Origin of the sequence: Actinomadura monticuli, assembly GCF_041463655.1 — a bacterium.
Lineage (GTDB): Bacteria > Actinomycetota > Actinomycetes > Streptosporangiales > Streptosporangiaceae > Spirillospora > Spirillospora monticuli.
The window spans coordinates 287,949-302,545 of the sequence record NZ_JAXCEI010000005.1; the positions used below are offsets into that span (position 1 = coordinate 287,949).

Here is a 14,597-nt window from a genome sequence, read left to right on the forward strand (position 1 = left end):
AGGTCAACGATGGGCGGGAGTCAGCGGGGGAGCCAGCGGACGGGGAGGTGGGCGAAGCCGTGGCGGGCACTGGAGCGCAGCGGCACCGGCTCGCCCGCGAGCCGCGGCGCGCCCGGACGTTCGAGCAGCGCGACGAGCATGGCGCGCAGGTGCACCCGCGCCAGCCGCGCGCCCAGGCAGGCGCGGTGCCCGACCCCGAAGCAGAGGTGCGGCCGGGCCGGCTGGACGAACCGCTCCGGAACGAACCGCCCGGCATCGGGGAAGACCTCGTCGTCGTGGTTGGCGGAGGCGAGCCACAGCATCACGTGCTCGCCCGCCAGCAGCGGCACGTCGCCGACGGTCGTCCCGCGCTGGACGGTCCGCCTCACCTGCAGCACCGGCGTCCACCAGCGCAGCATCTCCTCGACGGCGCTGTCGACCAGCCTCTCGTCGGCCTGCTCCTCGCGCAGCCGGACGTACTCGGAGGGATGGCGCAGCAGCGCGTACAGGCCCCCGGCGAGGGTGTTGCGCACCGTCTCCGGCAGGTCGCGCGCGACCTCGCCGACGAAGTCGACCGTCGCCCCGGCCGGGATGCGGGCGAGCATCGCCCGCGCCGGGGGATCCATGTCGATGAGGGCCGCCTCGTCGGGGGCGGCCTCCCCCGGCTGCCCCTCGGGCCCGCTCAGGGGGCCGTGCAGGGGGCCGTCCACCTGCGGGCTGAACAGCTCGGGGTGCATGAGGGCGTGGTGGACGTCGGCGTAGCGCAGCACCGCCCAGGCGCCGGGCCGCTCCGCCGTGCGGCCGTCCAGCCACACCACGGGCGTCCGCGACCGGAGCCGTTCGAGCCGGTCGTGGGGGACCCCGCGGGCGTAGGCGTCCGCGCGGCCGAGGGCCCCGGCGTCGAAGACGGGTGAGGCAGTTCGCCGTTGGGCCATGGGAACCTCCTCTCCGAGGCAGACGCTAACGCGTCCCGGCCGAACCCTGAAGGGCCGGATTCGGCCGTCCCCGCGCCCCGGCGCGGGGCTTGCCGGGGGACGGCTCCCGCGTCGTCGGGGGATTCGGAGGTCAGCCCGCCAGCCACTCCCCGGTCTCGACGCTCACCAGGCCGTGCCGGGCCGCCTCGATCACGGCCTCCCGCTGCGAGTGCACGCCCAGCTTCGACAGCACGCTCTGCACGTGGCTGCGCGCCGTGCTGCGCGTCACGCCCATCGCCTTGGCCAGCGCCTGCGTCGACTCGCCGCGCGCCAGCCGCGTCAGCACCTCCCGCTCGCGCGGGGTGAGGAACTGCGCGACCTTCTGCGCGCGGCTGCGCGGCCGGGCGCCGCCGCGCAGCGCCGCCTGGTCGGCGACGACCTCGCCGTCCGCGACGCGGCGCAGCACGGTGAGGATGTCGCCGGCCTGCTGGCCCTTGTGCGCGAACCCCCGCACGCCCGCCGCGACGCCCGCGTCCAGCACCGGCTGCTCCAGGAAGCCGGTCAGGACGACGAACTTCGTGCGCGGGGACGCGGCGCGCAGCCGCGGCATCCAGTCGAGCGCCGTGCCGGCCGGGAAGTGCAGGTCGATCAGGCACGCGTCGGGCTGCCGCGCCCGCAGCACCGGCAGCGCGTCGGCGGGGGAGTAGGCCACCCCGACGACGCTGTGCCCGGCGTCCGCCAGCACCAGCGACAGCGAATCGGCGAAGACCGCGTGGTCGTCGCAGATGATCATCCTCATGGATGCGGCCGCCAGTCGTCGGCGAGCGCGTCGCCGCCCCGGGGCGCCGCGGCGTCCGGGGGCGGCGCCGCCGGCAGCAGCATCCGGACCCGCGCCCCGCCCATCTCGCAGGTGCGGATCTCCAGGCTGCCGCCGTAGCCGGAGATGAGGTCGTGCACGATGCCGAGCCCGAGCGAGGCGAGGCCGGGCCGGGCCTGCCCGCGCCCGCCGGGCCGCGCGCCCCCGCCGGCGCCGAAGCCGGGCCCGTCGTCGTCGACCTGGATGACGATCCAGCCCTGGTCGGTCTCGACGCGCACGTCGACGCGCCCCTCGGCGACGCGGCACGCGTTGTCGAGGACGTTGCGGACCGCGCGCCACAGCGCGACCGGGTCCATGTGGGCCCACGCCTCGCAGCCGGTGAAGCACACCTCGTGCGGGGTGGCGAGCCGCATGCCGGTGACGACCTCGGCGGTCAGGTCGTCCACCCGGAGCCGCTCGGGGCCGGGCGGCGGGCGGTCGTCGCCGTCGTCCTCGTCGAGCCGGCGCAGCAGGTGGTCGAGCCACCTGGTCTCGCCGAGCAACTGGTCGATGCGGGCCCGGCTGGTGTCGCCGACGTCCTCCGCGACGACGACGGCCGAGGCCAGCATGATGATCGTGCCCAGTTCATGCCGGATGTCGTGGCGGAGCCGGCGCCGCCACAGCACCTGCTCGCCGCGCCCGGGCGCCGCCGGCCGGTACCGCTCGCCGGTGCGGCCGTCCTCCCGCGCGCCCGTGAGCGTCCCCGCGCCGGCGGCGGTGTCCGCCGGGGAAGACCGAGCCCGCCCGTTGTCCATGAAGACCCCCGTCCGCTATTCCAGCACCCCATAGACGGTCACCCGGCGTCGCGCCGGATGTCCAGTCAATTGACCGCAACAGACCGGTGCCTGTCCAGAAGTGGACATGCAGAAGGCGAGCGTAAACTCCGCTCTTTGTCGGAGCGTCTCAGTCAGGATTGTCAGTTCTGCCCATGACAATTCATTCATACGGGTGGCGTAGCCGCTTTGCGCATTCCGGCGGGTGCGCCCGCGGCCCCCGTGCGGGACAGTCTCCCCATGCCGACGGTCACATTTATCGGACATGCGGGGGTGGCGGTGGACGCGACCGCGTTCCACCTGCTCGCGGACCCGTGGCTCGCTCCAGCGGGGGCCTTTCTGGGGGCCTGGCACCAGTATCCGAGGAACGATCACCTGGATCTCGGCCCGCTCCTCGACGCCGACTGGGTCGCCGTCTCGCACGAGCATCTAGATCATTTCGACCCGTGGGTCCTGGAGCGCCTTCCGGAGCGGACCAGAATCCTCATTCCGTGTTATCCCGGACCCGCCTTCCGGGAACGCATCACGGCCGCCGCGGGCTACCGGCAGGTAATCGAGATCGAACCCTGGAGTAAATTCCCGCTGGACAATCGCGGGTCCTGGATCACGGTGATTCCGGAACTATCGCCGATGTGCCACGATGCCGCCTTTCTCATCGTCGCCGACGGCCGCGGGATCCTGCATTGCAACGACGCCCGGCTCACCGCAGCGCAGGCCCGCCGCGCCAAGCACCTCGCAGGTGGACGGCTCGACCTGATGGCCCTGCAGACGTCCGGGGCGTCCTGGCACCCGATCTGCTACGAGTACCCGGAAGCCGAGATGGCCGAGGTCTCCATGGCCAAGCGCGTCTCCAAGCTCCGCGCGGCGCAGCGCCTCGTCCGGCAGACCGAACCGGAGCTGGCCGCCCCCTTCGCGGGCCCGCCGTGCTTCCTGGACGCCGAGGTCGACCACCTCAACTGGGTCCTCGGCCAGAAGGACGGCGCGTTCTGCGACCCCGAGGTTTCCACGGAGTGGCTGCGCGAGCACCTGCCGAAGCAGCGCTGGGACTACTTCAAGCCGGGCGACGCCATCGACCTCGACACCGGCGAGATCACCCGCGACCCGGTCTCGGCCCGGTTCTCCTTCGCCGACGCCGACCGCGAGACCTACCTCGAGCGGTACGCCGCCGACCGCGCGCCCGCCATCGCCGAGGTCATGGCCGAGTACCCGGAACCGGGGCCCGACCTGTTCGACCGCTTCACGGCGCACTTCACCCGCCTCGGCGGCCTGAGCGACTACTTCAACCGGCAGATCGCGATGATCGTCCGGTTCGAGATCACCGGACCGAACGGCGGCGTCTGGGACGTCGACTTCTCGGCGGCCGGCGTCACCGTGGCGGCGGCGTCCCCGGACGTCCGCCCGCACTACCGGATCACCACCGCCGGCCGCTGGCTGGACGGCGTCCTCACCGGCCGGATGGCCTGGGAGGACCTCCTCATCTCCTTCCGCCTCAGCCTCTACCGCGACCCCGACGTCTACAACGACTACCTGGTCGGCCTCCTCAAGCACGCCAACGCGCCCGCCCTCCGGGCCGTCGAGGACTACGAGACCGGACGGGACGAGTCCGAGCGCATCACCGTCGCCTCCAACGGCGCCCGCTACGACATCCCCCGCTACTGCCCGCACGCCGGCGAAGACCTCTCCGTCGGCGCCGTCGTCCGCGACGGCCAGATCCACTGCCTGGCCCACAACTTCGCCTTCGACCTCGCCACCGGCGAATGCCTCAACGCGAGAGCCGCCAACCTCACCAGCAGAAGGGTCGGTGAGCCGTAACGGGAGGGTTGCGGATGGTGGGATCGGGGGGTCGTCGGGGCGGGCGATAGATCATATTGTGTTAGGTTTGACCTGCGTTTCTGGGGGTTTGAAGGGGTGCGGGTCTTGGACCGCAAGAAGCTCGGTTTGCTGGCCGTCGCGTTCGTTCTGGTCGTCGGAGTGTTGGAGGTCCTGGCACTGAAGGTCGGGTCGTTCGACTTCCCGGTGCCGGCGAGTTCGGCGCCCCCGGCGGTCGCCGACCAGCCCGGCGGAGGCTAGTCCGCCCGGTTCCGGGCCCGCATGAGGGACTGCAGATCGGGATGGGCTCCGCCGGTCGCGTCCGCGAGGGTGGGGCAGGCCCATTCGTCCTGGCGGCCCCAGGAGTAGGAGATCTCCAGCGGCGGGCGGGGCGTGAGCCGGTCCCAGCGGGCGAGGATCTCGCGGAACTGGGCCCGGGTCGGCAGCCAGTACTTCTTGTCGCCCTTGGAGCAGCCCTGCCCGAACGTCTGCAGGACGGGCGCGACCCTGGTGCGCGGGATGCCGGCGGCGTCGGCCATCCGGACCATCCGGTCGATCGCCCCGATGTCGCAGTGCTCACGGGTCTCGGACGAGCCCTTGCACGGGTACGGGTCGAGGCCGACGAGATCGACGCCGACGCGTTTCGGCGTCAGGGGCTTCATCGGCCAGTCGGTCAGGGAGATGAAGGAGACCTGGCCGGGCGCGTTGGCCTTGACGTACGCGGCGCGGCGGCGGATCTCGGCCGCGACCTCCGGGCAGTCGCCGGCGTTCGGCTCGTCCGACAGGTACCAGCCGTAGACCCGCGGGTCGCGCCCGAACCGCTGGACGGCCCGTTCGAACGCGTCCCAGCCGAGTTCGAAGTCGCCGCACGTGAAGTTGCCGACCCACAGCAGCGCCTGCATCCCGGCGGGGACGTCGGCGACGAGCGAGGGGTCCGCCCTGACGTCCACCAGGTCGTAGCCGAGCGCCTGGAGGCGCGGATAGTCGGCGGGCTGGGTGTTCAGGGCGATGCGGCGGGTCCGGTGGGGCTCGGCGGCCGGGGAGCCGGGCGTGGCGAGCGGCCCCCGGTACGGCTCGTAGCCGGACGTCCGGTGCTGGAGGTAGAACAGGAACCCGGCCACCAGGACGACCGCGGTCGCGACGGCCGAGAGCTTGAACCGGGTGTCCCGGTAGTCCATGATGCGGCCTCTCCGGGTCAGGCGGCGGAGCCGGGCTCCTCCGCCGGGCGGACGGGCGAATCGGCCCCGCCGACGTCCAGCCGGAGCGGCGGGATCGGGATGCCGAGGATGTGCTTCACCGTGTCCCACAGCGCGCCGAACGTGGCGCGCATCGAGGGTTCGCGCAGGTAGACGGCGTCGACGGCGACGCGGGCCGGGACGATCCGCTCGATGTAGTTGACGAGGTCGACCTCCTCGCCGGGCCCGAGCACGTCGAAGTCGCGGAACCGGACCTCGGAGACGCCGGTCAGGCCGGGCCGGTGGTCGAAGATCCAGCGGCATCCGTCGTCGTAGTGCTCGGCCAGGTCGTAGGTCTCCGGCCGCGGCCCGACTAGGGTCATCTGGCCGCGCAGCACGTTGACCAGCTGCGGCAGCTCGTCCAGCGACCACCGGCGCAGCAGCTTGCCGACCTTGGTGAGGCGCGGGTCGCAGTTGGCGGTGACGGTGAGGCCGCCGACGCCCTGCCGCATCGTCCGGAACTTGTACATGGTGAACGGCCGGCCGCCCTGCCCGACGCGCCGCTGCCGGAACACGCCGGGGCCGGGGCTCGACACCCGCACCAGCGTGTAGATGACCAGCAGCGGGACGGACAGCAGCAGCAGCCCGGTGAGCGCGCCGGCGATGTCCAGCGCGCGGCGGGGCCGCGAGGGGGGAACGCCGCCGGACGTGTCGACCGGACGGCTCGCGAGCTCGGACATGGTCACCCCTTGTGTTCGGGTGTGGAGTCTCTGGGCGCGGGGTTCTTGACGTGCTGGAACCAGACCAGCAGCGCGGCGGTGGTGGCGACGAAGGAGATGGACGTGGCGACGGCGGCGCCGGTCGCGCCGTGCGCCGGGATCAGGATCGCGCCGAGGACGACGACGACCAGGAGCCCGATGCCTTGCCCGGTGGACGCGGCGCCCGGCCGTCCGACCCCGTACAGGTAGGCCATGATGAGGCCGGTCACGCCGAACGTGACGACGCCGGCGAGCCGGATGTAGGTGGGCACGACCGCGTCGTCGAACACGTCCCCGAAGACCCACGGAAGCGCGGTCCCGGCGATCAGCGCGAGCGGCAGCGCGGCCAGCGCCGACACGCCGAGCGCGGGCAGGATCAGGCGGGACGTTCGCTTCGTCGCCGTCTCCCGGTCCTCCTTGGCGAAGTCGGGGTAGAGGACGTAGTTGACCGCGAGCCCCGGCAGCTGCACCAGTTCGGCGAACTTGCTGGCGACCGTGTAGACGCCGAGCACCTTCGGCCCGGCGAGCGCGCCGAGCAGCGCCATGTCGAAGCGGAGCTGGAGCAGGTCGATGAGCTGCCCGAGGTAGCCGCGGAACCCGTACCCGGCGATGGAGCGGCCGAGCCGCCGGTCGGGGCGGCCCCATCCGGCGAAGAAGCCGCGCCGGGCGAGCCGCCGCGCGATCCACGCGGCGGCGGCGACGTCGGCGAGCACCAGCCCGGTGATGAGGGCGCCGGGCCCGTACCAGCCGGTCAGGATCACGAGGTAGATCGGCAGGAACACGAACTCCTCGACGGCGATGGCGAGGCTCGCGCCCGGCTGGTCGTCCGTCCCCTGGAGGAGGCCCTTGCCGACGGAGACGAAACCCTGGGTGAAGGACGGCGCGGCGGCGGCGACCGTGATCCAGATCCCGAACGACTTGAAGAACACCAGGTAGATGAGGGGGCTGAGGGCGAGCCAGCCGATTCCGGCGAGCGCCGCGCCGAGCACGGTCAGCCATGCCAGCGTGGGCCGCACCCGGCTCTGGTCGTAGCCGGAGCGCGCCAGGAAGAACGGCGCGGCGCCCGGCAGTCCCGCGCTCGACAGCTGGCACAGCAGGCCCGGCAGGATCCGGACGAGCGTGAACGCGCCGACGAGCTTCGGCCCGCCGATCCGCGCGACGAGGATGGTGGCGATGCCGAGCGAGCCGAGCGCCCCGATCCGTCCCGCCATGTTGCCGGCGACCAGCGCGAGCAGCCGGCGGCGGAGCCGCGGCGCCTGCTCGGGCGCGACGACGGAGGGCGTTTCCTGCGTGTCGGTCATCGCGCTTCCTTCCGTCCGAAGAGGTCGAGCGCGGCGATGAGCCCGAAGAACGCCCAGCCGTGGCGGTAGTGGAGGGTCTCGTAGAAGAGCCCGGAGATCAGGAAGACGGCGACGAGCGCCCCGAACAGCTCGGGGCGCGGGACGAGCCGCGCGTACTCGCCGGTCAGCGCGCCGCGCCGGGCGATCCGCGCGCATTTCAGCAGCAGGACGAACACCAGCGTGATGAGCGCGACGCCCCCGAGGAACCCGCGTTCCAGGACGGACGCGACGTAGTCGTTGTGCGCCTCCCGCACGTACGTCTCCTGCCGCACCAGCATCTGCTTCTCGGTCTGGCCGGGCCCGATGCCCCACGGGTGCGTCTGGTCGTCGATCATCTGGAGGGTGGTGGCGAGGACGGTGCTGCGCGAGTTGGTGCTCTCCCCGGTCGTCCGCCCGATGGAGTCGCGCAGGATCGGGGACGCCTGGCTGGCCTGGTCCAGGAACGGCTGGACGTTCACCGTCGAGACGACCGCGACGGCGCCGCCGCCCACGAACACGGCGAACGCGCCGGCCGCGATGGCGTGGTGCGCCTTGCCTTCGCGGAACAGCCGGAACAGGTAGCCGAGCAGGATCGCGATGCACAGCGCGAGCAGCCCGCCGTTGGAGCCGGTCAGGATCTCGGCGGTGAGCAGGATCCCGCAGACCGCCCACCGCTTCCCGGCCGTCTCCGGGAAGCGGCTCGCGCGCGCGATGAAGAAGACGCAGATGAACCAGTTGGACGCGTAGTTGGCGTCGCCGAACGTGAACATGGCGCGCTCGCCGTCGATCTGCTTGCCCGACAGCGCGTCGATCCCCAGCACGAAGCCGACGATCATGACGACGGCGTAGCACGTCCCGATCCAGACGAACGCGCGGAGCGCGAGCCTCAGCAGCGACGGGTCGCGCCCGAAGTTGGCGATGGCGACCGCCCACAGCAGCACGAACAGGTCCTTGAACAGGGTGAGCGCGCCCGCGTCGTTGACGATCGCCGCGATGCCGCCCGCGATGATCGTCAGCAGGGTCGGGATGAGGAACGGCCACCGGACCGGCAGCCGCCGGGTCGCCGCCCACAGCAGCATCGTCCCGGCGACGCCGACGAGCGCGAGATCGGGCAGGCCGGTGTTGCCCGGACCGGGCGCGAGCCCGGCCGGCATCAGCATCGGCAGCGAGGCGATGCCCGCGACGATCATCACGGCCGGCAGCCGCGTCCCCCGCCGCAGCGGCGCGGGCGCGGGCCGTCCGCCCGTGTGCGGGGCCTCGATCGTCGCGGTCATGGGCGCGCGGAGCTCCCTCGGTAGGTCTCGTCGAGGACGGTCCCGAGGTGCGCCGGGGAGAACCAGTCGCCGACCCGGGCGCGGGCGCGCTCGGCCATCCGGGCGGCGGCGGCCGGGTCGTCCAGCAGCGCCGACACGGCGCCGGCGAGCCCCGCCGGGTCCTCCGGCCGGACGAGCATGCCCGTCTCGCCGGCGAGCACGAGGTCCTGGTTGGACGGGACGGCCGTCGCGACCAGCGGGATCCCCGCCCCGATCGCCTCGACCAGCACGCACGGCAGGCCCTCCCACCGGCTGGCCATCGCCATCACGTCGAACGCGGGCAGCACGTCGGCGACGTCGTCGCGGTGCCCGAGCCAGCGCATCCGCTCCTCGATGCCGAGCTTGGCGGTGAGCCGCTCCAGCTCGTCCGCCATCGGGCCGCCGCCGACCCACAGCCCGAACACGTCGTCCGGCAGCCGGGCGATCGCCTTCGCGAAGACCTCCGGGCCCTTCTGGAACGTCAGCCGCCCGATCGACCCGACGACCTTCACGCCGAGCGGCAGGTCGAGGCGGCGGCGGGCCTGCGCGCGGGAACCGGGGGAGGCCGCGTAGGCGTCGACGTCCACGGCCGGCCACGACAGCCGGACGCGGTCCGGCGTCGTCAGCCCGAGCCGCAGCGCCGTCGTGACCGTCTCCGACCCGATCGCGAGGAACGCGTCGGTGCGCTTGGCCGCGATCCGTTCGAGACGTATGTATACGCGTCGCCGCGCGAACGACTGGAACTCGTTGAACGGGAACCCGTGCCAGGTGTGCACGATGCGCGGAACGCCCGCGCGGGCCGCCGCGACCCGTCCGATCACGCCGCCCTTCGCGCTGTGCGTGTGGACGACGTCGTACCGCCCCTCCGCCAGCACGCGGGTCAGCGTGCGCAGCGCCGCCATGTCGTCGCGCGGCGAGATCTGCGGCACCAGCGGCCCCACTTGGACGACCTCCATCCCGGCCGCGTGGGCGGCGGGAGTGAGGTCACCGGCGGCGGCGTTCGCGACGGCATCGTCCCCATAGAGGACGCTGTTTCTCGTGGACGCTGCCGTGCTGTCCATGCCGACGCCGCCGGTGACGATCGCGCGCTCGTAGCCGCCGTCCGGGAGGGCCAGCGCGCCGTTCAGCGCGACCTGGCCCGCCCCGCCGTTGAAGCGGGTGATCACCGTGGCGACTCTGAGCTTCCTCGTGGTCATGACAGGCACACCTCACAGGCCGGGCGGGTCGGGGCTGCACCCCGCGCCGCAGAGGCAGGCCGGTCCGGGCGGCGGAGCCTCGACGGGCTCCGGCCGCCGGACCGGGTGGTACTCGGGGAGCAGCCGGCGCAGCAGCAGCCGGACCGCCGCGTCGTCGCGGGCGCCGGCCGCCGCCTCCAGTTCGTCCAGCAGCTGGGGGAGCCCGGCGGGCGGCGCGGCGGGCCGGGTCGCCCAGATCTTCGGGTGCGCGGTCCGGATCCGGCGCTCGGAGTCGGCGAACGCCTTCTCCGCGAGCTTCTCGCCCGGCCCGAGCCCGCTGAACCGGATCGTCACCTCCGGCCGCCGCAGCTGCTCGGCGTACCGGTGCACGAGGTCGACGACGGGGACGGGACGGCCCATGTCGAGGACGAACGTCTCCGCCTCCTCCGCCATCGCCGCCGCCTCGATCAGCAGCCCCGCCGCCTCCTCCACCGTCATGAAGTGGCGGGCCACCTCGGGGTGGGCGATGGTGACGACCTCGCCGGAGGAGATCCGGTGCGCGAGCAGGCTCAGCAGCGGCCCCGCCTCGCCGATCACGTTGCCGACCCGGACGGCGGCGAAGCACGTCGGGCCGGGCGTCGCCGTCCGCAGCAGCAGCTCCCCGAGCCGCATCGTCGCGCCGAACACCGACGTCGGGTCGGCGGCCTTGTCGGACGAGACGAACACGACCCGCTCCACCCCGTGCCGCACCGCCGCGTCGAGCACGTGCCGGGTGCCGAGGACGTTGTGCGCGACGCCCCGGCACGGGTCCCGCTCGACGTCCGCCAGCTCGTTCCGGCCGGCGGTGTGGAACAGCAGGTCGGGCCGGGTCTCCCCGATGACCCGGCCGACCCGCCGCCCGTCCCGGACGTCGGCCTGCGCCGGCGTGACCCCGGCCAGCTCGCCCGCGAGGCGGTCCAGGCCCCCGGCGTCGCGGTCGAGCAGCGTCAGCGCGGCCGGTTCGAGGAGCCCGACCTGGTGGCAGAGGGCCCGCCCGACCGTCCCGCACGCCCCGGTGACCAGCACCCGCCGGCCGCGGACGAGCCGCCGCCCGCGATGCCGCGCCATGACCACCTCGTCCCGCCCCATCAGCAGGGCGAGCGGGCTGACCGGGACCGGCGCGGGGGTCCCGGTGGTGCGGCGCGGCAGGAACCTTCGCACGGTCAGCCCCGGGTCCGCAGCGCCTCGGCGAGTGCGGACACGACGCGTTCCACTCCGTCGTCCGTCAGCCCCGGGTACAGCGGAAGCGACAGCAGCTCCTCGCCGACCCGGTCGGTCACCGGCACCCGCGCGCACTCCTCGGCGCCCAGGATCTCCCCGTACGCCGTCATCTGGTTCGCGGGGATGAAGTGCACGGACGTCGCGACGCCCGCCGCCTCCAGCGCGGCGCTGACGGTGTCGCGGTCCTGGACGCGGACCTGGTAGAGGTGCCAGGCGTGCTGGACGCCGTCCAATTTCCGTTGCGGCAGGACGAGGCCGGGCAGGTCCCGCAGCGCCTCGTCGTACCGTCCGACGATCCGGGCGCGCCGCTCCTGCCAGCCGGGCAGCGCCGCGAGCTGCGCCCGCCCGATCGCGGCCTGCACGTCGGTCATGTTGGCCTTCAGCCCGACGGTCTTCACGTCGTACCGCCAGCTGCCGCCGGGCAGGTAGCGCTTCCAGGAGTCCTTGCTCATCCCGTGCAGCCGCATCGCGCGGACCCGGTCGGCGAACTCCTGGTCGCTGGAGGCCACCGCGCCGCCCTCACCGATCGGCATGTTCTTCGTCGCGTAGAAGGAGAAGCAGGCCGCGAACGACTCCGACCCGACGTTCTTCCCGTCGCGGGCGGCGCCGGGGCCGTGCGCCGCGTCCTCGATGACCCGCGTCCGGTCGAGGCCCGCCGCGCGGGCGAGCGCCGGCACGTCCACCGGGTAGCCGCCCTGGTTCTGGACGATCATCGCCGCGGGTTCGCTCCGGTCGGCCGCCGCCTTGACGGTCTCCGGGCTCGGCACGAGGGTGTCCTCGTCGATGTCGACGAACACCGGCCGGTGCCCCGCGTGCAGGATCGCGTTGATCGCACCGCAGAACGTCAGGCTCGGCGTCAGCACCGCCGAACCGGGGGGCAGGTCCAGCGCGCGCAGGCACAGCTCCAGCGCGGTCGTGCACGAGGCCACCGCGACGACGTGCGCGGCGCCCAGATAGTCGGCGAACTCCTGCTCGAACGCGGCCGTCTGCGGGCCCGTCGTGATCCAGCCCGAGTCGAGCACCTTGACGACCGCGTCGGACACCTCACCCGACACTGACGGAATCGTGAACGGAACGGACGAACTCATCTGCCTACCCCCTGCTCTTCCGGGACGCGGAGATTCGCCTAGACGTGGCGACGACGCCGAGCAGCGGCCACCCGGACGCGGCGACCAGATCGCGGACCGTCTCCAGCCCCGCCACCCGCGTCACCGGCCCGACCACCACGACCACGCCGACCACCTCGTCCGAACCCGGATCGATGTCCTCGAACGCGTGCACATGACAGAGCCGGCGCACCGGAACCGGCTGGGTGATCTCCGAGGGCGACACCTCGGACTTCTTCGTCATCACGGCGGTGCCGCCGGCGCGCACCACCGACGTGCTCCGCCGGCCGCCCGGACCGCTGCTGTTGAGCGACGACGGCCCGTCCTCGCCGGGAGCCCCGTCCCCGCCGCCGGGCTTGCCGTCGCCGCCGGGCTTGTCGTCGTCGGGCCGGGCCGTGACGACCTTCGTGTCGTCCCCGTACACCGCGGACGCGACCGACGACACGAGGTCCGCGGGCAGCGGGCCGGGCGCGCCGACCAGCGTGACCCGACCGACGCCCTCCTTCCGCGCGGCGAGCCGGATCCGCCGCCCGAGGTCGGCGAGCTCCGCCGGCCCCCGGTCGGCCCAGCCGAGCAGCGGCACCCCGAGCCTGCGCGCGACCCGCCGCTGCCCCGGGATCGTGGGGCGGGCCATCTCCGTCACCACCGCGACGAGGATCCCGCCGATCAGCCCGACGAGGCCCGCGATCGACGCCATCATGACCACCGGGTTCGTGCGCGGCGCCAGCACCGCCGGCTGCACCACCGACGCCGTCCCGGCCGTGGACAGCTGCGTCTGCAGGTCCGAGCGGTTCGACCGCAGGTCGGTCAGCTCCGCCTGCACCCGCTCCCGCTCGTTCGCGGCGCCGATGTCGGGGTTCGGCTGCGCGCCCGCCCGCCGCGACAGCGGCCCGAGCTTCTTCTCCAGCTCCCGGACGCGCTTGTCGATCCCGTCCATCTGCTGCTTGATGGAGCCCTGGTTGGACGTGTTGATCTCCTGGACGACCGCGGCGCCGATCGCGTCCGCCAGCCGCCGCGCCACCGCCGGGTCGGCGTCCTTCACCGACAGCTCGACGATCGTGGACGTCCCGAGCCCGGTCACCTCGATCGCCTTCGCGACCTTCACCGTCGAGCGCTCCACCCGCTGCCTGCGCAGCACCTCGCGGAGCAGGTTCTCGCTGGTCGCGAACGCCTTCACCTGGCTGACCACGATGGACACGCCCGCGTCGCCGGGCGCCGCGTCGGTGGCCCGGCTGCTCGCCTGCAGCCGCGACTTCGCGACCGCGGGCGGCTCCTGCCCGCTCATCACCAGGCCCACCAGCATCAGCGGGGCCACCGTCATGATCAGCAGGAGCGCCCAGTAGCTGCGAGCCACCCGCGCCGCGACCTCGTCGATCTCCACGATCTTCCCCTCCGGCGTCGTCACGGCGAGCGTAGGAAGGGGCGTGTGCGGAGCAATCGCCCAAAAGACGCCCTGGACTACGCCGTTTGCAGGGGGGCGGTCAGCCGCCGGGCCGCATGCCGGCGCGCATCGCGAGCGTGATCGCCTCCAGCGCCGAGTGCAGACCGAGCTTCGCCAGCAGGTTCTGCGTGTGCGTGCGGACGGTGTTCGCCGACAGGCCGAGCCGCTCGGCGATGTCGGCGCGGCCCAGCCCGTCCACCATGCACTGCAGGACCTCGCGCTCCCGCGGCGTCAGCTCCGCGAGCAACCCGGCGCCCTCGGGCTCACCGCCGTCCCGGACGAGCCGGCGCAGCAGCTCGCCCAGCACGTCCGGCGGGATCCACCCGCCCTTCCGTGCCGCCGACCGGATCACCCGCGCGACCCGCTCGGCGCTCTCGGTCTTCTCCAGCCACCCCACCGCGCCGCGCCGGACGGCCCGCACCATCGTGTCCAGGTCGCTCATCGCGGTCAGCACGACGACGCGGACGTCCGGATGCTCGTCGCGGACCCGGTCCAGGACGTCCAGCCCGTTCTCGGCGCCCAGCATCAGGTCGAGGACGAGCACCCGGGGGCGCTCGGTGGCGGTCAGCGCGAGTGCGCGCCGCACGTCCGCGGCGATCGGCAGGATCACCAGATCGGGTTCGCGCCCCAGCCGGGCCGCGAGGGCCTCGGCGAACAGCGCGTGATCGTCCACGATGAGGACGCGGGTCGGTTGCATCCACCGACGATGACCGGTGCGCGCGCCCGGCGGATCCCGCAAA

The 14,597-nt window shown here is 73.4% G+C and carries 14 protein-coding genes; 2 read left to right on the forward strand and 12 right to left on the reverse strand.

Annotated features, from left to right (window positions below):
- Positions 1-20: 20 nt before the first annotated feature.
- The 3 genes from SM611_RS13115 to SM611_RS13125 all read right to left on the reverse strand — a co-directional run bounded on the left by SM611_RS13115 (position 21) and on the right by SM611_RS13125 (position 2,504).
- Entirely contained in the window at positions 21-914 is an 894-nt protein-coding gene (locus tag SM611_RS13115) for a cytochrome P450 (RefSeq protein ID WP_371949771.1), read from the reverse strand.
- Between the two features lie 130 nt (positions 915-1,044).
- Entirely contained in the window at positions 1,045-1,692 is a 648-nt protein-coding gene (locus SM611_RS13120) for a LuxR C-terminal-related transcriptional regulator (RefSeq protein WP_371949772.1), read from the reverse strand.
- Positions 1,689-2,504 carry a sensor histidine kinase gene (locus SM611_RS13125; RefSeq protein ID WP_371949773.1) on the reverse strand — a complete coding sequence of 272 codons (816 nt, stop codon included), beginning with the start codon at positions 2,502-2,504 and terminating at the stop codon, positions 1,689-1,691. Before SM611_RS13125 ends, SM611_RS13120 begins: the two co-directional genes overlap by 4 nt.
- Positions 2,505-2,762: 258 nt before the next feature.
- Between SM611_RS13125 and SM611_RS13130 the strand changes: the two genes are divergently transcribed.
- Positions 2,763-4,334: a Rieske 2Fe-2S domain-containing protein gene (locus tag SM611_RS13130; RefSeq protein WP_371949774.1), complete on the forward strand. Its 1,572-nt coding sequence runs from the start codon at positions 2,763-2,765 to the stop codon at positions 4,332-4,334.
- 96 nt (positions 4,335-4,430) lie between these two features.
- The gene (locus tag SM611_RS13135) at positions 4,431-4,592 is read left to right on the forward strand and encodes a hypothetical protein (protein WP_371949775.1); all 162 of its coding nucleotides are present in this window, start codon (positions 4,431-4,433) and stop codon (positions 4,590-4,592) included.
- Here the strand turns inward: SM611_RS13135 and SM611_RS13140 are convergent.
- The 9 genes from SM611_RS13140 to SM611_RS13180 all read right to left on the reverse strand — a co-directional run bounded on the left by SM611_RS13140 (position 4,589) and on the right by SM611_RS13180 (position 14,554).
- Positions 4,589-5,509 (reverse strand): hypothetical protein, encoded by a 921-nt coding sequence (locus SM611_RS13140; RefSeq protein ID WP_371949776.1) that lies wholly within the window; start codon positions 5,507-5,509, stop codon positions 4,589-4,591. The two genes, SM611_RS13135 and SM611_RS13140, sit on opposite strands and share 4 nt — an antisense overlap.
- 17 nt (positions 5,510-5,526) lie before the next feature.
- Positions 5,527-6,246 (reverse strand): sugar transferase, encoded by a 720-nt coding sequence (locus SM611_RS13145; RefSeq protein WP_371949777.1) that lies wholly within the window; start codon positions 6,244-6,246, stop codon positions 5,527-5,529.
- A gap of 2 nt (positions 6,247-6,248) precedes the next feature.
- Entirely contained in the window at positions 6,249-7,565 is a 1,317-nt protein-coding gene (locus tag SM611_RS13150; RefSeq protein WP_371949778.1) for a lipopolysaccharide biosynthesis protein, read from the reverse strand.
- Positions 7,562-8,857: an O-antigen ligase family protein gene (locus SM611_RS13155; RefSeq protein WP_371949779.1), complete on the reverse strand. Its 1,296-nt coding sequence runs from the start codon at positions 8,855-8,857 to the stop codon at positions 7,562-7,564. Before SM611_RS13155 ends, SM611_RS13150 begins: the two co-directional genes overlap by 4 nt.
- Complete coding sequence (locus SM611_RS13160; RefSeq protein WP_371949780.1) at positions 8,854-10,071, reverse strand: glycosyltransferase; 1,218 nt, start codon at positions 10,069-10,071, stop codon at positions 8,854-8,856. The genes SM611_RS13155 and SM611_RS13160 overlap by 4 nt, the downstream gene beginning before the upstream one ends.
- 12 nt (positions 10,072-10,083) lie before the next feature.
- On the reverse strand, positions 10,084-11,250 hold the full coding sequence (locus SM611_RS13165) for a polysaccharide biosynthesis protein (protein ID WP_371949781.1): 1,167 nt from the start codon (positions 11,248-11,250) through the stop codon (positions 10,084-10,086).
- A gap of 2 nt (positions 11,251-11,252) precedes the next feature.
- The gene (locus SM611_RS13170) at positions 11,253-12,365 is read right to left on the reverse strand and encodes a DegT/DnrJ/EryC1/StrS family aminotransferase (RefSeq protein WP_371949782.1); all 1,113 of its coding nucleotides are present in this window, start codon (positions 12,363-12,365) and stop codon (positions 11,253-11,255) included.
- A 37-nt stretch (positions 12,366-12,402) separates the two neighbouring features.
- Positions 12,403-13,821 carry a YveK family protein gene (locus tag SM611_RS13175; RefSeq protein ID WP_371949783.1) on the reverse strand — a complete coding sequence of 473 codons (1,419 nt, stop codon included), beginning with the start codon at positions 13,819-13,821 and terminating at the stop codon, positions 12,403-12,405.
- A gap of 76 nt (positions 13,822-13,897) precedes the next feature.
- Positions 13,898-14,554, reverse strand: a complete 657-nt coding sequence (locus SM611_RS13180) for a response regulator (RefSeq protein ID WP_371949784.1) — start codon at positions 14,552-14,554, stop codon at positions 13,898-13,900.
- Positions 14,555-14,597 lie beyond the last annotated feature (43 nt).